16 protein-coding genes are annotated in these 18860 nt (G+C 57.2%); 7 read left to right on the forward strand and 9 right to left on the reverse strand.

The features are described from left to right. Nucleotides 1-29 precede the first annotated feature (29 nt). Entirely contained in the window at nucleotides 30-1154 is a 1125-nt protein-coding gene (gene zapE, locus ACOYA6_RS18860) for a cell division protein ZapE (protein WP_138370320.1), read from the reverse strand. A 190-nt stretch (nucleotides 1155-1344) separates the two neighbouring features. On the opposite strand from zapE, the gene zapG reads away from it, so the two are divergent. From zapG to degS, 3 genes are all read left to right on the forward strand, one after another. Next, a complete protein-coding gene (zapG, locus tag ACOYA6_RS18865; protein WP_039031604.1) occupies nucleotides 1345-1743 on the forward strand; it encodes a Z-ring associated protein ZapG in 399 nt (132 codons plus the stop codon). 170 nt (nucleotides 1744-1913) lie between these two features. Beyond that, the gene (degQ, locus tag ACOYA6_RS18870; protein ID WP_039031603.1) at nucleotides 1914-3278 is read left to right on the forward strand and encodes a serine endoprotease DegQ; all 1365 of its coding nucleotides are present in this window, start codon (nucleotides 1914-1916) and stop codon (nucleotides 3276-3278) included. A gap of 88 nt (nucleotides 3279-3366) precedes the next feature. After that, nucleotides 3367-4434, forward strand: a complete 1068-nt coding sequence (degS, locus tag ACOYA6_RS18875) for an outer membrane-stress sensor serine endopeptidase DegS (protein ID WP_039031831.1) — start codon at nucleotides 3367-3369, stop codon at nucleotides 4432-4434. Nucleotides 4435-4501: 67 nt separating this feature from the next. On the opposite strand, the gene mdh is transcribed toward degS, so the two are convergent. After that, on the reverse strand, nucleotides 4502-5440 hold the full coding sequence (gene mdh, locus ACOYA6_RS18880) for a malate dehydrogenase (RefSeq protein WP_039031602.1): 939 nt from the start codon (nucleotides 5438-5440) through the stop codon (nucleotides 4502-4504). 404 nt (nucleotides 5441-5844) lie between these two features. Here mdh and argR point away from each other — a divergent pair, with 404 nt between their 5' ends. The 3 genes from argR (at nucleotide 5845) to yhcN (ACOYA6_RS18895) (ending at nucleotide 7332) form a co-directional block, all read left to right on the forward strand. Further along, nucleotides 5845-6315: a transcriptional regulator ArgR gene (argR, locus tag ACOYA6_RS18885; protein ID WP_032614540.1), complete on the forward strand. Its 471-nt coding sequence runs from the start codon at nucleotides 5845-5847 to the stop codon at nucleotides 6313-6315. A 376-nt stretch (nucleotides 6316-6691) separates the two neighbouring features. Beyond that, the gene (gene yhcN, locus ACOYA6_RS18890; RefSeq protein WP_039031600.1) at nucleotides 6692-6955 is read left to right on the forward strand and encodes a peroxide/acid stress response protein YhcN; all 264 of its coding nucleotides are present in this window, start codon (nucleotides 6692-6694) and stop codon (nucleotides 6953-6955) included. A gap of 113 nt (nucleotides 6956-7068) precedes the next feature. After that, nucleotides 7069-7332 carry a peroxide/acid stress response protein YhcN gene (gene yhcN, locus ACOYA6_RS18895; protein WP_039031599.1) on the forward strand — a complete coding sequence of 88 codons (264 nt, stop codon included), beginning with the start codon at nucleotides 7069-7071 and terminating at the stop codon, nucleotides 7330-7332. A gap of 61 nt (nucleotides 7333-7393) precedes the next feature. Here the strand turns inward: yhcN (ACOYA6_RS18895) and ACOYA6_RS18900 are convergent, their stop codons facing one another. The 5 genes from ACOYA6_RS18900 to aaeX form a co-directional block, all read right to left on the reverse strand. Continuing rightward, the gene (locus ACOYA6_RS18900; protein ID WP_039031598.1) at nucleotides 7394-7663 is read right to left on the reverse strand and encodes a barstar family protein; all 270 of its coding nucleotides are present in this window, start codon (nucleotides 7661-7663) and stop codon (nucleotides 7394-7396) included. A gap of 44 nt (nucleotides 7664-7707) precedes the next feature. Then, entirely contained in the window at nucleotides 7708-9162 is a 1455-nt protein-coding gene (locus ACOYA6_RS18905; protein WP_422655198.1) for an NAD-dependent succinate-semialdehyde dehydrogenase, read from the reverse strand. An 87-nt stretch (nucleotides 9163-9249) separates the two neighbouring features. Next, complete coding sequence (aaeB, locus tag ACOYA6_RS18910; protein ID WP_422655199.1) at nucleotides 9250-11217, reverse strand: p-hydroxybenzoic acid efflux pump subunit AaeB; 1968 nt, start codon at nucleotides 11215-11217, stop codon at nucleotides 9250-9252. Between the two features lie 5 nt (nucleotides 11218-11222). Beyond that, complete coding sequence (gene aaeA, locus ACOYA6_RS18915) at nucleotides 11223-12155, reverse strand: p-hydroxybenzoic acid efflux pump subunit AaeA (RefSeq protein ID WP_250586327.1); 933 nt, start codon at nucleotides 12153-12155, stop codon at nucleotides 11223-11225. A gap of 7 nt (nucleotides 12156-12162) precedes the next feature. Continuing rightward, nucleotides 12163-12366 carry a p-hydroxybenzoic acid efflux pump operon protein AaeX gene (gene aaeX / locus ACOYA6_RS18920; protein WP_072036688.1) on the reverse strand — a complete coding sequence of 68 codons (204 nt, stop codon included), beginning with the start codon at nucleotides 12364-12366 and terminating at the stop codon, nucleotides 12163-12165. Between the two features lie 177 nt (nucleotides 12367-12543). On the opposite strand from aaeX, the gene aaeR reads away from it, so the two are divergent. Beyond that, nucleotides 12544-13467, forward strand: a complete 924-nt coding sequence (gene aaeR / locus ACOYA6_RS18925) for an HTH-type transcriptional activator AaeR (protein WP_039030635.1) — start codon at nucleotides 12544-12546, stop codon at nucleotides 13465-13467. 49 nt (nucleotides 13468-13516) lie between these two features. On the opposite strand, the gene tldD is transcribed toward aaeR, so the two are convergent. Together tldD and yhdP are read right to left on the reverse strand one after the other, a co-directional pair. Then, on the reverse strand, nucleotides 13517-14962 hold the full coding sequence (gene tldD / locus ACOYA6_RS18930; protein WP_422655200.1) for a metalloprotease TldD: 1446 nt from the start codon (nucleotides 14960-14962) through the stop codon (nucleotides 13517-13519). Nucleotides 14963-15048: 86 nt separating this feature from the next. After that, nucleotides 15049-18846, reverse strand: coding sequence for an AsmA2 domain-containing protein YhdP (gene yhdP / locus ACOYA6_RS18935; protein WP_422655201.1), 3798 nt, complete (start codon nucleotides 18844-18846; stop codon nucleotides 15049-15051). Nucleotides 18847-18860 lie beyond the last annotated feature (14 nt).

The following is an 18860-nucleotide window of genomic DNA, read 5'->3' on the forward strand; positions in this document are numbered from 1 at the left end:
CCTCTCCCACGGGGAGAGGGTGGCTATCTTTAGGGCATGTGTTCGCGCTTGAGGTACTCTTCGCTCTGCATCTCCTGCAGGCGTGACAGGCAGCGCTGGAACTCAAACTTCAGCCGCTCCCCCTGATAGATCTCATATAAAGGGACGGCGGCGCTCACCACCAACTTAACGTGGCGCTCGTAAAACTCATCCACCAGCGCGATAAAACGTCGGGCTTCGCTCTCCATTAGCGTGGTCATCACCGGCACATGGAACAGCATTACCGTATGGAACAGGCGCGAGAGCGCAATGTAGTCGTGCTGGCTGCGGGCATCGACACAGAGGGTATCAAACGACACGGCGAGGGTCTGGTTGACGACGCCCAGCGTTTGCAACGGACGATGGTTTACCTCCAGCACCGGGGCGTCACCCCGTTCCGCACCGGCCAGCGCCAGCCACAGTTTGTCCATCTGCTGCTGTGTCTCTTGATTTAACGGCGAAATCCACAGATGGGCCTGGGTCAGGGTACGCAGACGGTAATCGACGCCAGCATCAACGTTCATGATGTCGCAATGCTCTTTAATCGCCGTGATAGCGGGCAGGAAACGAGCGCGTTGCAGGCCGTTTCGGTAGAGCTCATCCGGCGGAATGTTCGACGTCGCCACCAGGGTAATGCCCCGGGCAAACAGCGCTTTCATTAAGCCGCCCAGCAGCATGGCGTCGGTAATGTCCGAGACAAAAAACTCATCGAAGCACAGCACATCGGTTTCGGCTTTAAAGCGTTCGGCGACGATATCCAGCGGATCGCTCTGCCCCTGCAGAGCCGTCAGCTCCTCATGCACCCGCAGCATAAAGCGGTGAAAGTGCAGGCGCTGTTTACGCGTGCCGGGCAGGCTCTGATAAAACAGATCCATCAGCCAGGTTTTGCCGCGTCCGACGCCTCCCCACATATATAAGCCGCGTACCGGCGCCACACTCTGGGGCTCTTTCTTGCCCAGCAGTCGTCCAAATGCGGCTTTTAACCCCCCGGCAGGCGCGGCCTCAACCGGCTTTGTTGTCAGTGCATGCCAGATGCTGTCCAGACGACTTACCGCTTCACGCTGGACGTTATCTGGCTGATGGGTGCCCTCATTCAGGGCCTGTTGGTAACGCGATGTTGGGGAGAGGTTCTGCATGATGTTATTGTTATTCCTTCAATTAATACCCGTCAGACTGCGCAGTTGACGAAAAAAAGGCCGTTCTACAGTACGCGATGATGCGGCGGGATTCCACTTCTAAGGAAATAGCGGTTATAGTGGCATAATCAGGCCCTGGCATGGAGCCGAGCCAACACCCTACGGAACCACAAGACAACGGGAGAAGTTCATGACCTGGGAATATGCGCTAATTGGTTTAGTCGTCGGCATCGCTATTGGCGCCGTGGCCATGCGTTTTGGAAATCGCAAACTGCGTCAGCAACAGGCGTTGCAGTACGAACTGGAAAAGAACAAAGCTGAGCTGGAAGAGTATCGTGAAGAGCTTGTAAGCCACTTTGCTCAGAGCGCCGAGTTGCTGGACAACATGGCGCATGATTACCGTCAGCTTTATCAGCACATGGCGAAAAGCTCCAGCAGCCTGTTGCCGGAGATGAGCGCGGAAAACAATCCGTTCCGCAACCGTCTGGCGGAATCCGAAGCCGGTAACGATCAGGCCCCGGTCCAGATGCCACGTGACTACTCCGAAGGTGCATCCGGCCTGCTGCGCGGTGGCGCAAAGCGCGAATAATCGCATATCGAAAATAAATTTTACGGGCGCAGCCCTTGCGCCCGTCCTTTCTTCCCGACCCCAGCTATTATTTAGTCAAACACTTCATTGTTCAGCGTTTTAAAATTCAATAACATCAGACTGTTTTAGGGCCGTTATTCCTTCATTCCAGGTTGCGAGAGCCAGCATAAATGAACAAGAAAAATCAGCTGTTGAGCGCGTTAGCATTGAGCATCGGATTATCCCTGTCGGCCTCTTATCCGCTGGCCGCCGCACTCCCTTCGCAGGTTCCGGGCGAGGCCGCGCTGCCGAGCCTGGCCCCGATGCTGGAAAAGGTCCTCCCCGCTGTGGTGAGCGTGCAGGTCGAAGGTACCGCCGTGCAGAGCCAGCGCATTCCGGAAGAGCTGAAAAAATATTTTGGCGACGAAGCCCCCGACCAGGCGCAGCCTTTTGAAGGGCTGGGCTCCGGCGTGGTGATTGACGCCGCCAAGGGCTATGTCCTGACCAATAACCACGTTATCAGCCATGCCGATAAAATCAGCGTGCAGATGAACGATGGCCGGGAGTTCGACGCCAAACTGATTGGCGGTGACGATCAGAGCGACATCGCATTGCTGCAGCTGCAGAACCCCACCGGCCTGACGCAAATCGCTATTGCTGACTCCGATAAACTGCGCGTGGGTGATTTCGCGGTGGCGGTAGGTAATCCCTTCGGCCTCGGCCAGACCGCCACGTCCGGCATCGTCTCTGCGCTGGGTCGCAGCGGTCTGAATCTCGAAGGGCTGGAAAACTTTATCCAGACCGACGCCTCCATTAACCGGGGCAACTCCGGCGGCGCGCTGCTGAATCTCAACGGCGAGCTGATTGGTATTAACACCGCGATCCTCGCCCCTGGCGGCGGCAGCGTCGGGATTGGCTTTGCCATCCCCAGCAATATGGCCCGTACCCTGGCGCAGCAGCTGATTGAGTTTGGCGAAGTGAAGCGCGGCCTGCTGGGCATTAAAGGCACGGAAATGAGCGCCGATATCGCCAAAGCGTTCAACCTGAACGTGCAGCGCGGCGCCTTCGTCAGCGAAGTGCTGCCGAATTCCGGCTCTGCAAAAGCGGGCGTGAAATCCGGGGACGTCATTGTCAGCCTGAACGATAAACCGCTGAGCAGCTTTGCCGAACTGCGCTCGCGCATCGCCACCACCGAGCCTGGCGCCACGGTTAAGCTCGGCATTTTACGTGACGGAAAACCGCTGGATCTGCAGGTTACACTGGATAAAAGCACCTCGTCATCGGCCAGCGCAGAGATGATTGCCCCGGCGCTGCAGGGGGCGACCTTGAGTGACGGGCAGTTAAAAGACGGCACCAAAGGCATCACCCTTGATAGCGTCGAGAAGAGCAGCCCTGCCGCACAGGCGGGTCTGCATGAGAATGATGTGATTATTGGGGTGAACCGCGTTCGCGTGCAGTCTATCGCCGAAATGCGCAAAGTGCTGGAAACTAAACCGACCGTTATCGCCCTGCAGATCGTGCGCGGCAACGACACGCTCTATATCTTGCTGCGTTAAGCCTGTACCTGTCCGGACATCGACCCGTGTGATGTCCGGATAAGTCATGCTATGCTGCTTGCGTTCTCCCTTTAACGACGCCCGTATCATGGTTTTGAAGCTAATTCGTTCGGTCGCCATCGGCCTGGTTGTAGGTGGCCTGTTACTGGCCGCGATGCCCTCTTTACGTCAGTTCAATCAGCTGGCTGCGCCGCAGTTCGACAGCGCTGATGAAACGCCTGCCAGCTACAATCAGGCAGTACGCCGCGCCGCCCCTGCGGTGGTCAACGTTTATAACCGTGGGCTGAACAGCACCAGCCATAACCAGCTGGAGATCCGCACCCTGGGCTCCGGGGTGATCATGGATGAACGCGGCTACATTATTACCAACAAACATGTCATCAACGATGCCGACCAGATCATCGTTGCGCTGCAGGATGGCCGCGTCTTTGAAGCCCTGCTCGTTGGTTCAGACAGCCTGACGGATCTGGCGGTTCTCAAGATTAACGCCACGGGCGGTCTGCCGGTTATCCCCATCAATCGTAAACGGACGCCGCATATCGGCGACGTGGTGCTGGCGATTGGTAACCCCTATAACCTCGGGCAGACCATTACCCAGGGGATTATCAGCGCCACCGGGCGTATCGGCCTGAACCCTTCCGGACGCCAGAACTTCCTGCAAACCGACGCCTCCATCAACCACGGCAACTCCGGCGGCGCGCTGGTGAACTCGCTGGGCGAACTGATGGGCATCAACACCCTGTCGTTTGATAAAAGCAACGACGGCGAAACCCCCGAAGGTATCGGCTTCGCGATCCCGTTCCAGTTGGCCAACAAGATTATGGACAAGCTGATTCGTGATGGACGTGTGATCCGCGGCTACATTGGCATCGGCGGGCGTGAGATTGCTCCGCTGCACGCTCAGGGTGGCGGCATCGATCAGATTCAGGGGATTGTGGTGAACGAAGTCACCTCCGGCGGCCCGGCGGCAGAAGCAGGCATTAAGGTCAACGATGTGATCGTCTCGGTGAACGGTAAACCGGCGTTGTCGGCGCTGGAAACCATGGACCAGGTGGCGGAGATCAGGCCTGGCTCTATTATCCCGGTGGAAGTGATGCGTGATGATAAGAAACTGACCCTGCAGGTGACCATTCAGGAATACCCGGCCACCAACTGAGTCAGCAGGCATAAAAAAACCGGAGCATCGACTCCGGTTTTTTATTGCCCCGAGAGGAGAGCGTCGCTTACTTGTTAACGAACTCTTCGCCCAGAACGATATCGTTCTTCAGGGTGTCCAGCATGCCGGCCATCGCCTGCTGTTCAAACGCGCTCAGGGTGCCGATAGATTTACGCTCTTCGATACCGTTTTTACCCAGCAGCAGCGGCTGAGAGAAGAAGCGTGCGTGCTCGCCGTCACCTTCAACATACGCGCATTCCACCACGCCTTGCTCGCCCTGCAGGGCGCGTACCAGAGACAGACCGAAACGTGCCGCAGCCTGGCCCATAGACAGGGTTGCAGAACCGCCACCCGCCTTCGCTTCCACCACTTCGGTGCCGGCGTTCTGGATACGTTTGGTCAGGTCAGCCACTTCCTGCTCGGTGAAGCTCACGCCTGGGATCTGGGACAGCAGTGGCAGAATGGTCACGCCAGAGTGGCCGCCGATAACCGGCACGTCGAGTTCGGTTGGCTGCTTGCCTTTCAGTTCTGCAACAAAGGTGTTGGAGCGGATGATGTCCAGCGTGGTCACGCCAAACAGTTTGTTCTTGTCATACACGCCCGCTTTTTTCAGCACTTCTGCCGCGATAGCAACGGTGGTGTTAACCGGGTTAGTGATGATACCGATGCAGGCTTTCGGGCAGGTTGTCGCTACCTGCTGAATCAGGTTCTTAACGATACCCGCGTTCACGTTGAACAGGTCGGAACGATCCATACCTGGCTTACGCGCAACGCCTGCAGAGATCAGCACAACGTCCGCGCCTTCGAGGGCCGGGCGAGCATCTTCACCGGAGAAGCCTTTGATTTTGACAGCCGTAGGGATGTGGCTAAGGTCTACCGCCACACCAGGGGTTACCGGGGCGATATCATACAGAGAGAGTTCTGAGCCTGCAGGCAGCTGAGTTTTCAGTAGTAGGGCAAGCGCCTGGCCGATACCGCCAGCAGCGCCGAGGACTGCGACTTTCATCCTAAACTCCTTATTATGGTGAGCTAACTTTCTGTTACTCCGTCGCGGCGACCTTAATTCAGCAGATCAATAATTACAATCGTGGTGTTCTAAGAATTAGCGGTCACGCGCTTTTCGCATCTGCCGCAAGGCTATCGGGCGTTATGCGGTGACTAAGCAACGAATCAAGAGGTGGTTACAATACACCCTCGCAAGCCACCAAAACAACATCAATTTGATAACATTTAATTTACTTTTAAGCTTATTTGCGAGGCGTGACGCAGGCATGTTCCTTGATAACGAATTTTGATAAAATCACTCCCTTTCATAACATTATTTCAGCCTAAGATTGGGCAGATAATTTGCATAAAAATTCATCCATGTGCATAATAATGTTGTTTCTACCGCTATATTTCGGGTGATTTATGCGAATCTCTTCTAAACAAGAAGAATTGGTTAAAGCGTTCAAAGCGCTGCTTAAAGAAGAAAAATTTAGTTCTCAGGGTGAGATCGTCCAGGCCCTGCAGGAAGAGGGTTTCGAAAACATCAACCAGTCGAAAGTCTCCCGCATGTTAACCAAGTTCGGCGCGGTGCGTACCCGCAACGCCAAAATGGAGATGGTCTACTGTCTGCCTGCCGAACTGGGGGTGCCGACAACCTCGAGCCCGCTGAAGAACCTGGTGCTGGATATCGACTATAACGATGCCGTGGTGGTGATCCACACCAGCCCGGGTGCGGCTCAACTGATTGCCCGCCTGCTCGACTCGCTGGGTAAAGCGGAAGGTATCCTCGGCACCATCGCCGGTGACGATACTATCTTCACCACCCCGGCCAACGGTTTCTCGGTGAAAGACCTCTACGAAGCCATCCTGGTACTGTTCGAACAGGAACTCTGATCCCCTTCCCTGCTGCCGTCGCGGCGGGGAATCTTCTGCTCCCGCCTCGTTCACCCCTACAATCTGTTATCTGCAATTTAACAAATAGTGCGATTTTCTGCCCAAATACATTCACTCAGTGAATGATAAAACGCAAAATCGCACGAATAATCAAAGTCCCGTATCCCATTAATTTTATTAGAAATAAGTGACAAAACCCCGCTTAAACCCCGATTTTTTATTCCCTGTAGTTATAAAAATGCTTTTGCTTAATACGTGATTACACAAGAAACAATTAGCATGGTATTAATTTTTGCCGTTATTAGTGTATACTTGATTTTGTGATGAGGGTCACGAAACGAAGACCCCAGTAAAGAATATGACGAGGAAAAGAATCATGAAAATCAAAACTACCGTAGCCACGCTAAGCATTCTGTCTGTTCTCTCTTTCGGTGCCTTTGCCGCCGATTCAATCAACGCCGATCAGGCTCAGTCTCGTGAATCTATCGGTACCGTTTCAATCGGTGCAATCGGTACTTCGCCGATGGACATGAACCAGATGCTGAACAAAAAAGCCCAGGAGCAGGGTGCGTCTTCCTACCGCGTGATCGAAGCGCGTACCGGTGACCACTGGCATGCGACTGCTGAGCTGTACAAATAAGTTTTACCAGGCACGACCCGAACTACCCGATATCTCTGTTCAACGGCACCAGGCATAAAAATAGCAGCACAACCCTTCTCGCCGTTGAGCTTGCCCTGTAAGGAATAAAGACTATGAACACTAAATTAATCATCGCCGCAGGTTTCGCTTCCGTTCTCTCATTTGGTGCCAGCGCAGCTGTACATCAGGTGAATGCCGATCAGGCACAAAGCCTGCAACCAATGGGAAGCATCTCTGTAGGTGCAGTTGCTGGTTCTCCGATGGATGTCCGTGAGGCACTGGCAGCAAAAGCTGAAAAAGCGGGCGCCAGCAGCTACCGCGTTACCGAACTGAACACCGGCGACCACTGGCATGCGACCGCCGAGCTGTACAAATAAACCCTCGTCGTATTGATTTACGACTTGCCCCTGCTCCGCAGGGGCTTTTTTATGCCCTTCACTAACGTACGTTAAAGCGAATCTGCCCTTCCAGCTCCTCTTCCGCCTCATCAAACAGCAGGATCAGCGCGCCAAAACGCCTGCGCAGCTTTTCCGGCAAATGGATAAATTCGATTTCAAGCGGTAGCGGCAACTGACTGCTGGTGACGATGTCCCACAGGGAGTCCAGATCCGTCACGCTCTCCTGTCCCATGCCAAAGGCTCGTGAAAATTCACGGTAGAAGTCTTCCTGACTGTCGATTTCATCAAAATCAAACGTATAGATATTCATTGCCAGCCACCCGTCCAGGTGGGCGGCTTAAGCCGCCCTGTCGATTATAATCCCCCGATATGCAGGGTTTTCACTTCCAGGAACTCCTCCAGTCCCAGTACTGACCCTTCGCGACCCAGCCCCGACTCTTTCACCCCGCCAAAAGGCCCAAGCTCTGTAGAAACCGCGCATTCGTTAATCCCAATCATGCCGCTCTCAATGGCCTGCGACACGCGGAACACCCGCTGCAAATTCTGGGTATAGAAATAGGCGGCCAGGCCATAGGGCGTATTGTTGGCGCGCTGGATCACCTCCTCTTCCGAGGTAAAGCGGAAGCAGGCCGCCACGGGTCCAAAGGTCTCTTCGCTGGCAAGTGCCATCCCTTCATGGCAATCCCCCAGTACCGTTGGCTGCCAGAAGTTTCCACCCAGGGAATGAGCCTTGCCGCCCGCCAGCACCGTCGCCCCTTTGGCAACCGCGTCCTCAACGTGCTCGCGCACTTTTTTCACCGCGGAAGCTTCAATCAGCGGCCCGACAACGGTGCCCTCTTCCAGGCCATCACCGACTTTTAAGTCGTTTACGGCGGCGGCGAGTTTGCTGACGAACTCTTCGTACACCGACTCCTGAATATAGAAGCGGTTAACGCTGACGCAGACCTGGCCCGCATTGCGAAACTTGTTGGCAATCGCTCCTTTCACCGCAGCATCAATGTCGGCATCCTCAAAGACGATATAGGGCGCGTTGCCGCCCAGCTCCATCGACACTTTTTTCATGGTTTCTGCAGCATTGCGCATTAAGGTTTTGCCGACCGCCGTCGAGCCGGTAAAGGAGATTTTGCGCACCTCCGGACTAGACATGATCGCGTCGCTTATCTCAGCGGTATTGCCCGCCACTGCGTTAAGCACGCCGTCCGGTACGCCCGCTTTTTTAGCCAGCGTCAGTAGCGCAAAGGCGCTCAGCGGCGTGTTGTTGGCCGGTTTTATTACGCCGGTACAGCCAGCAGCCAGGGCCGGGCCCAGCTTGCGGGTCAGCATCGCCATGGGGAAATTCCACGGCGTGATGGCCGCCACGACGCCAATCGGTTCGCGGGTGGCAAGAATGCGGGAGCCGGGTTTAACCGGTGGGATGATTTCGCCGTTGACGCGTTTGGCCTCCTCGGCAAACCACTGGATAAAGCTCGCCGCGTACTCCACTTCCCCTTCCGCCTCTTTCAGCGGTTTGCCCTGCTCGGTGGTCATCAGCTGGCCAAGCCACTGCTTGTTTTCAATGATGAGTTCATACCAGCGATAGAGGATGGCCGACCGCTCTTTTGCGGTTCTGGCACGCCAGGCCGGGAAAGCACGGCTCGCGGCGGCGATAGCCTCTTCGGTCTCTTTTTTACCTGCTTTTGCCACCTGGGCGATCGCCGCCCCGGTAGCCGGGTTAAGAACATCGAATGTTGTATCGAGCGTTTTCCATACGCCATCGACTAAATATCCGGTCTGAAATAGCGCACTGTCCTGTAGAGCCTGGGTAGTCATGTATCCTCCCAATCCGGGTTTAAGTACTTGCCCGAATAAGTATAGCCATAAAAAAACCGACGCTTATGGCGTCGGTTTTCAGGAGGATCAGCTGTCGGTGAGGGCATTCTGGTAGCGATGCAGCATGCCCACCAGCCGCTGCACCGGTTCGGTCACCTGTCGCGGCGCCTCCCAGATGCGCAGTTTTTCCTGGTAGATCTCCAGTTCGCCCAGCAGCTGGGTAAAGTAGCGTCGGCGCTTGTCGTCGCTGGAGGCGGATATCACATGATCCGCAGTACGTCGCAGCTGGCGGTGGAACGCCGAGAGATCGTCATTCACCGGGATCGGGGCATTGCGCAGACGCTGGTGAGCGATGATCAGCGTCAGGGCCAGGCGGAATTTGGCGATATCCCCCGGGAACTTGGTCAGCAGTAAAAAGAGCTGCTGGTAGAGCGCAGGCAGGTGGTTCTCTTTGCGCCGGGCGGTGTTAGTCGTCATCGCCGAGACGGCAGCAGAAACAAACTGGTTCAGCAGCACGCGTCCGGTTCTGGCCTGCGAGTTATCGCGCACCAGCAGAATCACCATCATCGCCAGGAAACAGCCGACAATCTGCCCCAGCGCGCTGTCGAGAAACTGGCTGAAGTGGAAGGTCATCGGGTTATCCAGCACCAGAATATTGATGGTGCTGGCCAGCGCCCCCAGCGAACCCAGGCGGCGCTTCTGTACCTCGATACCAATAAAGAAGGCCATCACGGCAAGACTGATACAGAGCAGCAGCATGCTTTGCTGGGTCGAAGGAAGAACCACCAGGAAATAGAAGGCGCCAAGCGGCAGCGCTGCCAGGGTGCCGTACAGGAAATCGAGCGCCACCATCCGGGGATTTGGCAGACGCATCGCCAGCGAAGTCACCACCGCAATCATCACCATCGCGCCGCTGCCGGAGGTCCAGCCAGTCCACAGCCAGAACAATGTTCCGAGCATACAGGCGAGCGTAGTCCGCCAGAAGTTCACCATCGCATGGTGACGTTCTGCCGACTCGGCCTTAACCACCACTTCCCCCTGCAGCACCTCCTCTTCGGTGGCGCTGATTTTGGTATTGCCGATCACCCCACGTTTGAGCAGCAGGTAGCGCGTCGCCGCCCCGACCCAGGTATAGATGGTCACCGGGGTGTCGCGCTCGCCGGTCCAGGCGATGACCCGGCGCATACGTTTGAGCTGTTTATGCACATCCTGAACGGTGGTGACGGGGACGGCAAACTGCTCCCGGAAGGTATCGGTGATTGCCTCCGGGCGCGTGTTCTGGATCAGGTAGGTTTCGCAGGCCTGGGTGATCAGCGTTAAGGAGACGGTATTGAGCGCCTTCAGGCGGCGGTTTGCCCGCGACCAGCGGGACGACTCCATATTGAGGTTGCTGCGCATCCCTTCCAGGGCGGTGGTACGACGCACCAGCGCGCTCCAGGCGTTATCCACCTCTTCACTGTCGCCGTGCTTAATGCACAGCTGCATGAGCTGATACTGGGCGACGATCAGCGCGTCCAGTTCGCGATCCACTTCCTGTTTGATCGAGCGCGGGGAGAACAGCAGATCCGCCACGATCGCACAGACGATCCCCATGACGATCTCACTGCAGCGCTCCACGGCAAACTGCGGCGCCAGCAGAGGGTTGGTCTGGATGGTGATGATAATGATCAGCGCCGTATAGCCGGACAGGCCCCAGGCGTAGGAGTTATCCACCCGCACCAGGGAGGAGATCCAGGTACAAAAGCCGGCCCAGATACAGCACACCATCAGCATCAGCAGCGGGGTGCGGATCATCAGGATAACGATAGTCAGCGCGGCGATACAGCCGATAAAAGTGCCGACGATACGCAGCATCCCGCGATAGCGAATAGCGCCGGAGTAAGGTTCACCACCCGCTGCAAACGCCGGGCCCGCGGCGACAATCGCCGCCGTTAACACCGCCCAGCGGGGTGTTTCCAGCTGAAAGTGGAACCCGACAAACAGCGCCAGCACGATGGCGAAGGCCAGCTTAATCGCGAAGCGCAGGTGCTGGTTGGCGATGGAGAAGATACCCATGGCGATTAACCAAACTCACGCAGGCGGTGGGCAATTTTGCGGAACAGCGAGTCGTGGCTGGCATCCCGGTCTTTCTCACCGGTGATCACCACCGTCGCCGTTGTCCCCGCAGGCCACAGGTCACCCTGCTGTTCATCCAGACGAATGCGTACCGGCACGCGCTGGGCCAGACGTACCCACTCCAGATTGGAATCGACCGTCGCCATCCCCTTGCTGTCGCGGGTGGCGCTGGAGTTGGTCACCCCTGCCGACACGCTGTCGACGGTGCCTTTCAGCACCCGGTTGCTGCCAAGGGGGGTGATTTCCGCCCGGTAACCCGGACGAACGTTTTCCAGCTTGGTCTCTTCCATATAGGCGAGCACGTAGAAGGAGTGCTGTTTGACTAGCGCCACGGCGGTGGAGCCGCGGGTAATAAATTCGCCGGTGTAGACGTTAAGGTTGGTCACCCAGCCGTCGGACGGTGCGCGGATCACGGTACGCTCGAGATCGAGCTTCGCCAGATCGCGGGTCGCTTCGGCTTTCGCCTGTTGATGCAGAACGGTTTGCAGCACGTTGTTGGACTGGTCGATCTCCTCCCGGGACATCGCCTGCACCCCCAGCTTATTACGGCGTCCGGCTTCACGACGCTTTTCCGCCGCCAGCGCCTGGTAGTAGGAGACGTCCGCTTCGGCCTGTTCCAGCGCTTTCTGGTAACGTGGCTGGTCGATGGTGAACAGCACCTGATCTTTTTTGACCAGCTGGTTGTCATGCACGTTAACGGCGGTGATCAGCCCCGCCACGTCCGGGGCAATGGCCACGATGTCGGCGCTAAAGCGCGCGTCACGCGTCCACGGCGACTCGGTGTAATAGACCCACGCGCGGAAAATAGCGATGAACGCGAGGATGACCAGTGCCAGCGTAATGGCGGTACGGGAGATTTTTCTTGTTAGTGTTTTCACATCTACCTCAAACAAACATGCGCGATACAAGATAGAACAGGCAGCAATAGAGCGCGGAATTGAACAATGCAGGGTGCCAGACGAAATCATAGATCCCGGTTGGAGCCAGCACCTTTCGCACCAGCCAAAAAATTGCCAGTGATAAAAGTAGTTCGAAGAATATCGGTGGGAACGACAATCCGAACACCACGATAACGGGAAACAGACTCATGTTGACCTTGATTAGAGCGAGCAGGCGAAAGAATTATTCAGCGTACGGCACCGCAGAAGTGGCCAGAAAAGCCGGGCGAGAGTGGCGTAGCTATAATGTATTAATAATATATTAACGTAACTGTTATGCTGTTATCTATCATATGTGATCTAAATCACTTTTAACTCAGAGTGAATAATGGAACGTTTAAAACGGATGTCAGTTTTTGCCAAAGTCGTTGAGCTGGGCTCCTTTACCGCCGCGGCGAGGCAACTACAGATGAGCGTATCGTCGATCAGCCAGACCGTTGCCAAACTGGAAGATGACCTCCAGGTGAAGCTGCTCAACCGCAGCACCCGCAGCCTCGGCCTGACGGAAGCCGGCAAAATTTATTATCAGGGTTGCCGGCGAATGTTGTATGAAGCCCAGTCGGTGCATGAGCAACTCTACGCCTTCAACAACACCCCCATCGGCACGCTGCGCATCGGCTGCTCTTCAACTATGGCACAAAATGTCCTGGCCGAAATGACCGCCGATATGTTGCAGGAGTATCCGGGGCTGACGGTGAATCTGGTCACCGGCATTCCCGCCCCGGACCTGATTGCCGACGGGCTGGACGTGGTGATCCGCGTGGGTGCCCTGCAGGACTCCAGCCTCTTTTCGCGTCGTCTGGGCAGTATGCCGATGGTGGTATGCGCGGCGAAAAAGTACCTCGCCAGAGCGGGAAGCCCGGAGAAACCGGCGGATCTCAGCAATCACGCCTGGCTGGAGTACAGCGTGCGCCCGGATAACGAGTTTGAACTGGTCGCGCCGGAAGGGCTCTCGACCAAACTGCTGCCGCAGGGGCGCTTTGTGACCAACGATCCGATGACCATCTCCCGCTGGCTGGTGGCCGGGGCCGGGATCGCCTATGTGCCGTTGATGTGGGTGATCAACGAGATCAACAGCGGCGAGCTGGAGATCCTCTTCCCGCGCTATCAGTCGGATCCGCGTCCGGTGTATGCGGTCTACACCGAAAAGGACAAGCTGCCGCTGAAGGTGCAGGTGTGTATTAACTATCTGACGGACTATTTTGTGAAGGTGGCGGCGCTGTTTCAGGAGATGCGGGGAAGGAAGGAGTGACGCCTAACAATCCCCTCTCCCTTTGAGGGAGAGGGTTAGGGTAATAAATTTACGCGGTACCGCCGACGGTCAGGTTATCCACCTTCAGGGTTGGCTGGCCAACACCCACCGGCAGGCTCTGCCCCTCTTTACCGCAGACACCGACGCCGTTGTCCAGCTTCAGGTCGTTACCGACCATCGAAATCTGCTGCATCGCTTCGATACCGGAGCCAATCAGGGTGGCGCCTTTCACCGCTTTGGTCACTTTGCCCTTCTCGATCAGATACGCTTCTGAAGTCGAGAAGACAAATTTACCGGAGGTGATATCCACCTGGCCACCGCCGAAGTTCGGCGCATAGATCCCGTACTCAACGGATTCGATAATTTCCTGCGGCGTGGATTTGCCCGCCAGCATGTAGGTGTTGGTCATACGCGGCATCGGCAGGTGCGCATAGGATTCGCGACGGCCATTACCGGTTGGCGCAACGCCCATCAGGCGCGCATTCATTTTGTCCTGCATGTAGCCTTTCAGGATGCCGTTTTCGATTAGCACGTTGTACTGACCCGGGGTGCCTTCATCATCGATGGAGATCGAGCCACGACGATCAATCATCGTCCCGTCATCCACCACGGTGCAGAGCTCAGAAGCGACCAGCTCCCCAACCTGACCGCTGAATACGGAGGTTCCGCGACGGTTGAAGTCACCTTCCAGACCGTGGCCGACCGCTTCGTGCAGCAGCACGCCAGGCCAGCCCGCGCCCAGCACCACCGGCAGCGTACCCGCAGGTGCCGCGACGGCAGAAAGGTTCACCAGCGCCATACGCACTGCCTCTTTCGCCCAGGCGTCGGCACGGACTTCACCGTCCACCGGGTTCAGGAACCATTCGTAACCGAAACGTCCGCCGCCGCCGCTGGAGCCGCGCTCGCGTTTGCCGTCCTCTTCCACCAGCACGCTGACGGAGAGACGCACCAGCGGACGCACGTCGGCGGCCAGAGTGCCGTCCGTCGCCGCCACCAGGATCAGCTCGTACACGCCGCTCAGGCTGGCAGAGACTTCCTGCACGCGCTTGTCTTCCGCGCGGGCCACTTTGTCCACCCGACGCAGGATATCCAGCTTCTCTTCACGGCTCATGCCTTGCAGCGGATCGACGCTGGTATAGAGCGCGGAGTGCTGCACTTCGCCCAGGGTTTTCACCCGGCCATCACCGTGATCGCGCACGATGGTGCGGGCCGCCTGGGCGCTTTGCTCCAGGGCAGTCAGGCTGATCTGGTCCGCATAGGCAAAACCGGTTTTCTCACCGCTGATGGCACGCACGCCGACGCCCTGGTCGATGTTGTAAGAGCCATCTTTAATGATGCTGTCTTCTAAAACCCAGGATTCGTGATAGCTCGACTGAAAGTAGAGATCGCCGTAGTCGAGACGGCGTTCGGTCAGTTGACCAAGAATGGAAAACAGGTCCTGATGGCTCAGGCCGTTCGCTGCCAGCAGATGTTCACTTACCAGGTTCAGACTCATCGTTTTGCTACTCGTTCGTTGCCGTCCACAGGACGTATCTAAGATCTTATCTATTGAGAGTGAGGCAATTAATTGCCCGCGTCAAATCATTGCTGTGCATCTTTGCGTGGCTGACGCAGCACTTCATTAATCTGTGGTTTATCCACCGGGCCGGTGATGTGATAGCGCAGAATGGAGACTTTGCTCCACAGCGGCCCCAGCACTTTACTGGCGGCAAATACCGCCGCGCCGACAATCGGGTTAACGGCAAAGGCCGCCGCCACGCCCACGGTCGCGGAAATTTCCGGTGCCACCACGGCTTCCATATCCAGTTCACGCCGCACCAGATTGACGGAGCCTTTCATGGCGATATCCGCTTCCAGCCCGTCAACCAGCGTGTCGTCGGTGTGCAGCACCCCGTCTTTGATCCACGCGGTGCTGCGAATAGAGTCGAAGTAGAAGCCTTCATTAAAGGTATCGCTGAAGTCAAAACGCAGCTTGCGCAGCAGTGCGTCGAAACTGAGTAAACGCAGCAGCTGCCCGGCATGGCCTGTGCTGAGATCGGCAATTTCACCTTTACCCAGCCGCGCTTTCAGAATGCCGTTCAGCGATGCTTCGTCAGGCTTCCAGGGCATGTCGCGCCAGTGCAGATCGTAATCGACGTCAAACGATGAGCCGCGAACCGGAGTGGCGATGCCAAAATAGTTTGCGGCGGCATCCAGCTTGTTACCCTTGATTTGCCCCTTCAGGGAGGTGCGCTGCTCGCGGGCGCCGTTCACCCACTCGCCGTTAGCGGTCAGGCGTCCGAAGCCGGTATCAATCAGCCCGCCCGCCAGGGTCAGGGTATCGCCCTTGATGGTGAAATCGCCATTAATACGGCCATACTTCTGGCCCCACAGCCAGCACTCGGCACAGCGCAGCTGTAAGTCAGGCCAGCCGCTAAAATTCATCCGCGTAGTGCTGGCTAACGGTGAAACGTTATTGCCCTTTCCGCCCGTGACGGTGGCCGGGTTGTAATAGAGATAGCGGATATCTGCTTGCCACGGCGCGGTATCACGCATCAGCAGGCTGGCGTTGATCTCCCGCCCCTGGGCCTCGACCTTTGAACCGTTGATGGTGGGCTGCGAGACAATGCTCAGGTTGTTCCACTGCTGGCCACCCAGCGTCAGGGCTGGCGTGCGTACCGTGATGTGCTGCGGGAACTGCGCCGCATCATCCACATTTTCTCCTACTCCGCTCTGGAAAAGCGCCAGCCATTCTGCTCCGTCCAGCGGCGGGAGATTCAGCTCCACGCCCGCCTGCTCCGGCAGCGGCGGCAGGGTGCGGCTGTCGGTGGTCCAGATAGCCCTATCCAGCGTCAGCTTGCGGTTCAGCAGCCAGCGGCTGTTAAAGTGATTATCCCCACCGGCATTGCCGGTGAGGGTAAAGCTGTTGAGATCCCCGTCGACGTTCAGCTTCACCGGCAGCGGCTCGCCCGCGCTCTTGTTCAGCGGTGAAGGCAGATCGCTGCTGACGCTCTTCAGGTCGCTACTGATATCCACCCTGTAATGCGCGCTGCCACGGTAAGGCAGATCGATCGCCACCTTGCCGTTCCAGGGCACGCGACCTTCAAGGGACTGGCTGACCACTTTTGGCAGCACATCCATTCGCGCAGGCTGCCAGCTGGCATCCATATTGACCGCCACCTGGTAGGCTTTCTCACCTTCGGTGGTGGAGAAATCGATATTCACCGGCTGGCTGAACCAGTTTGCGGTCAGCGGCCCGCTTTTCAGATCGCCATTCACGAAGCTGAACTGGCCGGTCAGATTTTTCAGCGTGCTGTCCAGCGGCTTGATGAACAGGCTGTTGTTTTTCAGCCTGACGTCACCTTTGGCGGTGGTCATGGTGCCGTCAAACGGGATATCCAGATGTAAGCGAGCATTCACATCGCCATCTAACTGAAGCTGCTGGAGGGTAGCGCCCAGCGAATCATCCAGCGGCGTCTCTTCGAAGTACGGCCCGACGGCTTTTCCGGGCCCGTTGATATCGGCGTCGATCAGCAGTTTTTCTTTTGAGTAATCGGGGATCACCGCGGTCAGATTGCTGGCCTTCACGCCGCCCAGCGCCACACCGTCGGTTTTCATCCACAAGCCGTCGTTGATGAAGTTGAGCTCAATATCAAGGTTTTTAAGCGCCGGCCAGTCGGGCTGGAAGGCATAGGTGGCGTTGCGTAACGGCACCAGCACCTGGAACTGACCTTCGTTGTGCTTATAGGGGAACAGATGGGGATTGCCGCCATAGGCCAGGGTCGCGCTGTCCGCCTGCCCGCCCTGAATGGCGCCGCTCAGGTAATCCACCAGCGCTTTGCCCATCAGGTTTTCAGGAAAATAGCGCCAGGCCTGAGAGCCGTCATCGGTGCTGATGCCCGCCAGGATCCCCAGCCAGGGTTCATCGCCCGCCGGCTGCAGATAGCGGAAATCGCCCCGGGCGTGCACCGCTTTGGCCTTCACGTCGATGTCGCGCCCGTCGAGCTGGAAGCCTTTCTCGTTCTTCAGCCAGTGAAGGGTCGCCGTGCCTTTTTCGATCTCCAGCGGCGCGCGGAAGACGGTTTCATACGGCATTTTTGCATCGTTAATGTGGGCCACCAGACGGCCATCTTCCATGCTGCCTTCCAGCGTGCCGCTGAAGTGCTCGGCACCCGGCAGCATCTCCCACTGCTTCCAGGCGAGATCGGTCCAGGCGATGTTGAAGCGGGTCTTTTCCGTGGCCTGCAGCGGAATATCCAGCGCCAGAGCATTGATTGCTCCCACCGGCTGGGTGGCCTGCCAGACGTCGCCCAGCGCCGGAGAGAGTTTCGCCGCAATGGTCCGCAGCCCGTCGAGGCCGGACAGCTCCAGATTGCTGGCGCGAATACGCAGCTCATCGCTGCGTTTGCTGTCGGCCCCGCCCACGTCCTGCTCAGGGATCCAGGCCAGCGACAGCGCTCCGCGCGGCCATGCTTTGTCGTCCAGGGTAATACGGGTATCCGGAATGGCGAACTGCCAGCCCTCTTTCTCGCGGGTTACGTGGGCGGTGAGGTTATCAACAGAGAGCTCATGCTGACGCGTTTTGCCCGGCCAGGTGGCGCCGCCCTGCTTCAGCCAGAGATCCCCGCTGGCGATCTGACCGTTAGTGAGTGTCATCCAGCCTTCAATGCTGAACTGTGCGGTTTCAAGCTGCATATTCTGCTGCAGCCAGTCCCCCAGCCAGGGTTTGACGTCCACGTCATCGGCCTGCATCCATACTTTGCCGTTATTCAGCAGACCATTATCGTCACGCAGATCCATGCGCACCTGCATCACGCCGTGCTGACCGTTCAGGCTGGAGAGACTGACCTGTCCCTCTGCACGATGGCGCTCTTTGCCGTTAAGCCAGGTTAACTGGGGGATCGCCAGCTCGGCGCGCTGCCCTGAGAGGGTAATAAAGCTAATTTTGCTGTCACGCAGATCGAAATGATCGAACTGGCGCAGAAAAAGATCGCTGACACGGCTTGCTTCGAAGCCCTCACCCTGTTCGTTGCTGCGCAACGGGGAATTGGTCAGAAACTGCAGCTGATAGAAGGTGAGATCGCGAAACTGCCAGCGCAGGTGCAGCAGGCTTTGCCACACGTCCAGCGCCAGGGTCAAACGACTGATTTTAAGGTGGCCGCCGTCTTTCAGCTGCGCGTCAATGTCGCGCACTTCCAGCGTCGGGCCAAAATTCTGCCAGCTCGCGTCAAGCTGGCCTGCCGTAATGGGTAAGCCGGTTGCGGACTCTATCTTCGCCAGCAGCTGCGGGCGCCAGTTGTCCAGATGCGGCAATGCGAGACGCAGCCCGCTTACGAGCAACGCGACAATCACTATCAGCGTTGCCCCTGTAAGCAGTAAAATCCCCGGCAGTCGCCTCACGCCTCTCTCCTTGT

Origin of the sequence: Leclercia barmai (genome assembly GCF_049312895.1) — a bacterium.
Classification (GTDB): domain Bacteria; phylum Pseudomonadota; class Gammaproteobacteria; order Enterobacterales; family Enterobacteriaceae; genus Enterobacter; species Enterobacter barmai.

Bases quoted from the DNA above. Each gene is read 5' to 3' on its own strand.
- zapE (WP_138370320.1), bottom strand. From the start codon at position 1,154: ATGCAGAACCTCTCCCCAACATCGCGTTACCAACAGGCCCTGAATGAG.
- zapG (WP_039031604.1), top strand. From the start codon at position 1,345: ATGACCTGGGAATATGCGCTAATTGGTTTAGTCGTCGGCATCGCTATT.
- degQ (WP_039031603.1), top strand. From the start codon at position 1,914: ATGAACAAGAAAAATCAGCTGTTGAGCGCGTTAGCATTGAGCATCGGA.
- degS (WP_039031831.1), top strand. From the start codon at position 3,367: ATGGTTTTGAAGCTAATTCGTTCGGTCGCCATCGGCCTGGTTGTAGGT.
- mdh (WP_039031602.1), bottom strand. From the start codon at position 5,440: ATGAAAGTCGCAGTCCTCGGCGCTGCTGGCGGTATCGGCCAGGCGCTT.
- argR (WP_032614540.1), top strand. From the start codon at position 5,845: ATGCGAATCTCTTCTAAACAAGAAGAATTGGTTAAAGCGTTCAAAGCG.
- yhcN (WP_039031600.1), top strand. From the start codon at position 6,692: ATGAAAATCAAAACTACCGTAGCCACGCTAAGCATTCTGTCTGTTCTC.
- yhcN (WP_039031599.1), top strand. From the start codon at position 7,069: ATGAACACTAAATTAATCATCGCCGCAGGTTTCGCTTCCGTTCTCTCA.
- ACOYA6_RS18900 (WP_039031598.1), bottom strand. From the start codon at position 7,663: ATGAATATCTATACGTTTGATTTTGATGAAATCGACAGTCAGGAAGAC.
- ACOYA6_RS18905 (WP_422655198.1), bottom strand. From the start codon at position 9,162: ATGACTACCCAGGCTCTACAGGACAGTGCGCTATTTCAGACCGGATAT.
- aaeB (WP_422655199.1), bottom strand. From the start codon at position 11,217: ATGGGTATCTTCTCCATCGCCAACCAGCACCTGCGCTTCGCGATTAAG.
- aaeX (WP_072036688.1), bottom strand. From the start codon at position 12,366: ATGAGTCTGTTTCCCGTTATCGTGGTGTTCGGATTGTCGTTCCCACCG.
- aaeR (WP_039030635.1), top strand. From the start codon at position 12,544: ATGGAACGTTTAAAACGGATGTCAGTTTTTGCCAAAGTCGTTGAGCTG.
- tldD (WP_422655200.1), bottom strand. From the start codon at position 14,962: ATGAGTCTGAACCTGGTAAGTGAACATCTGCTGGCAGCGAACGGCCTG.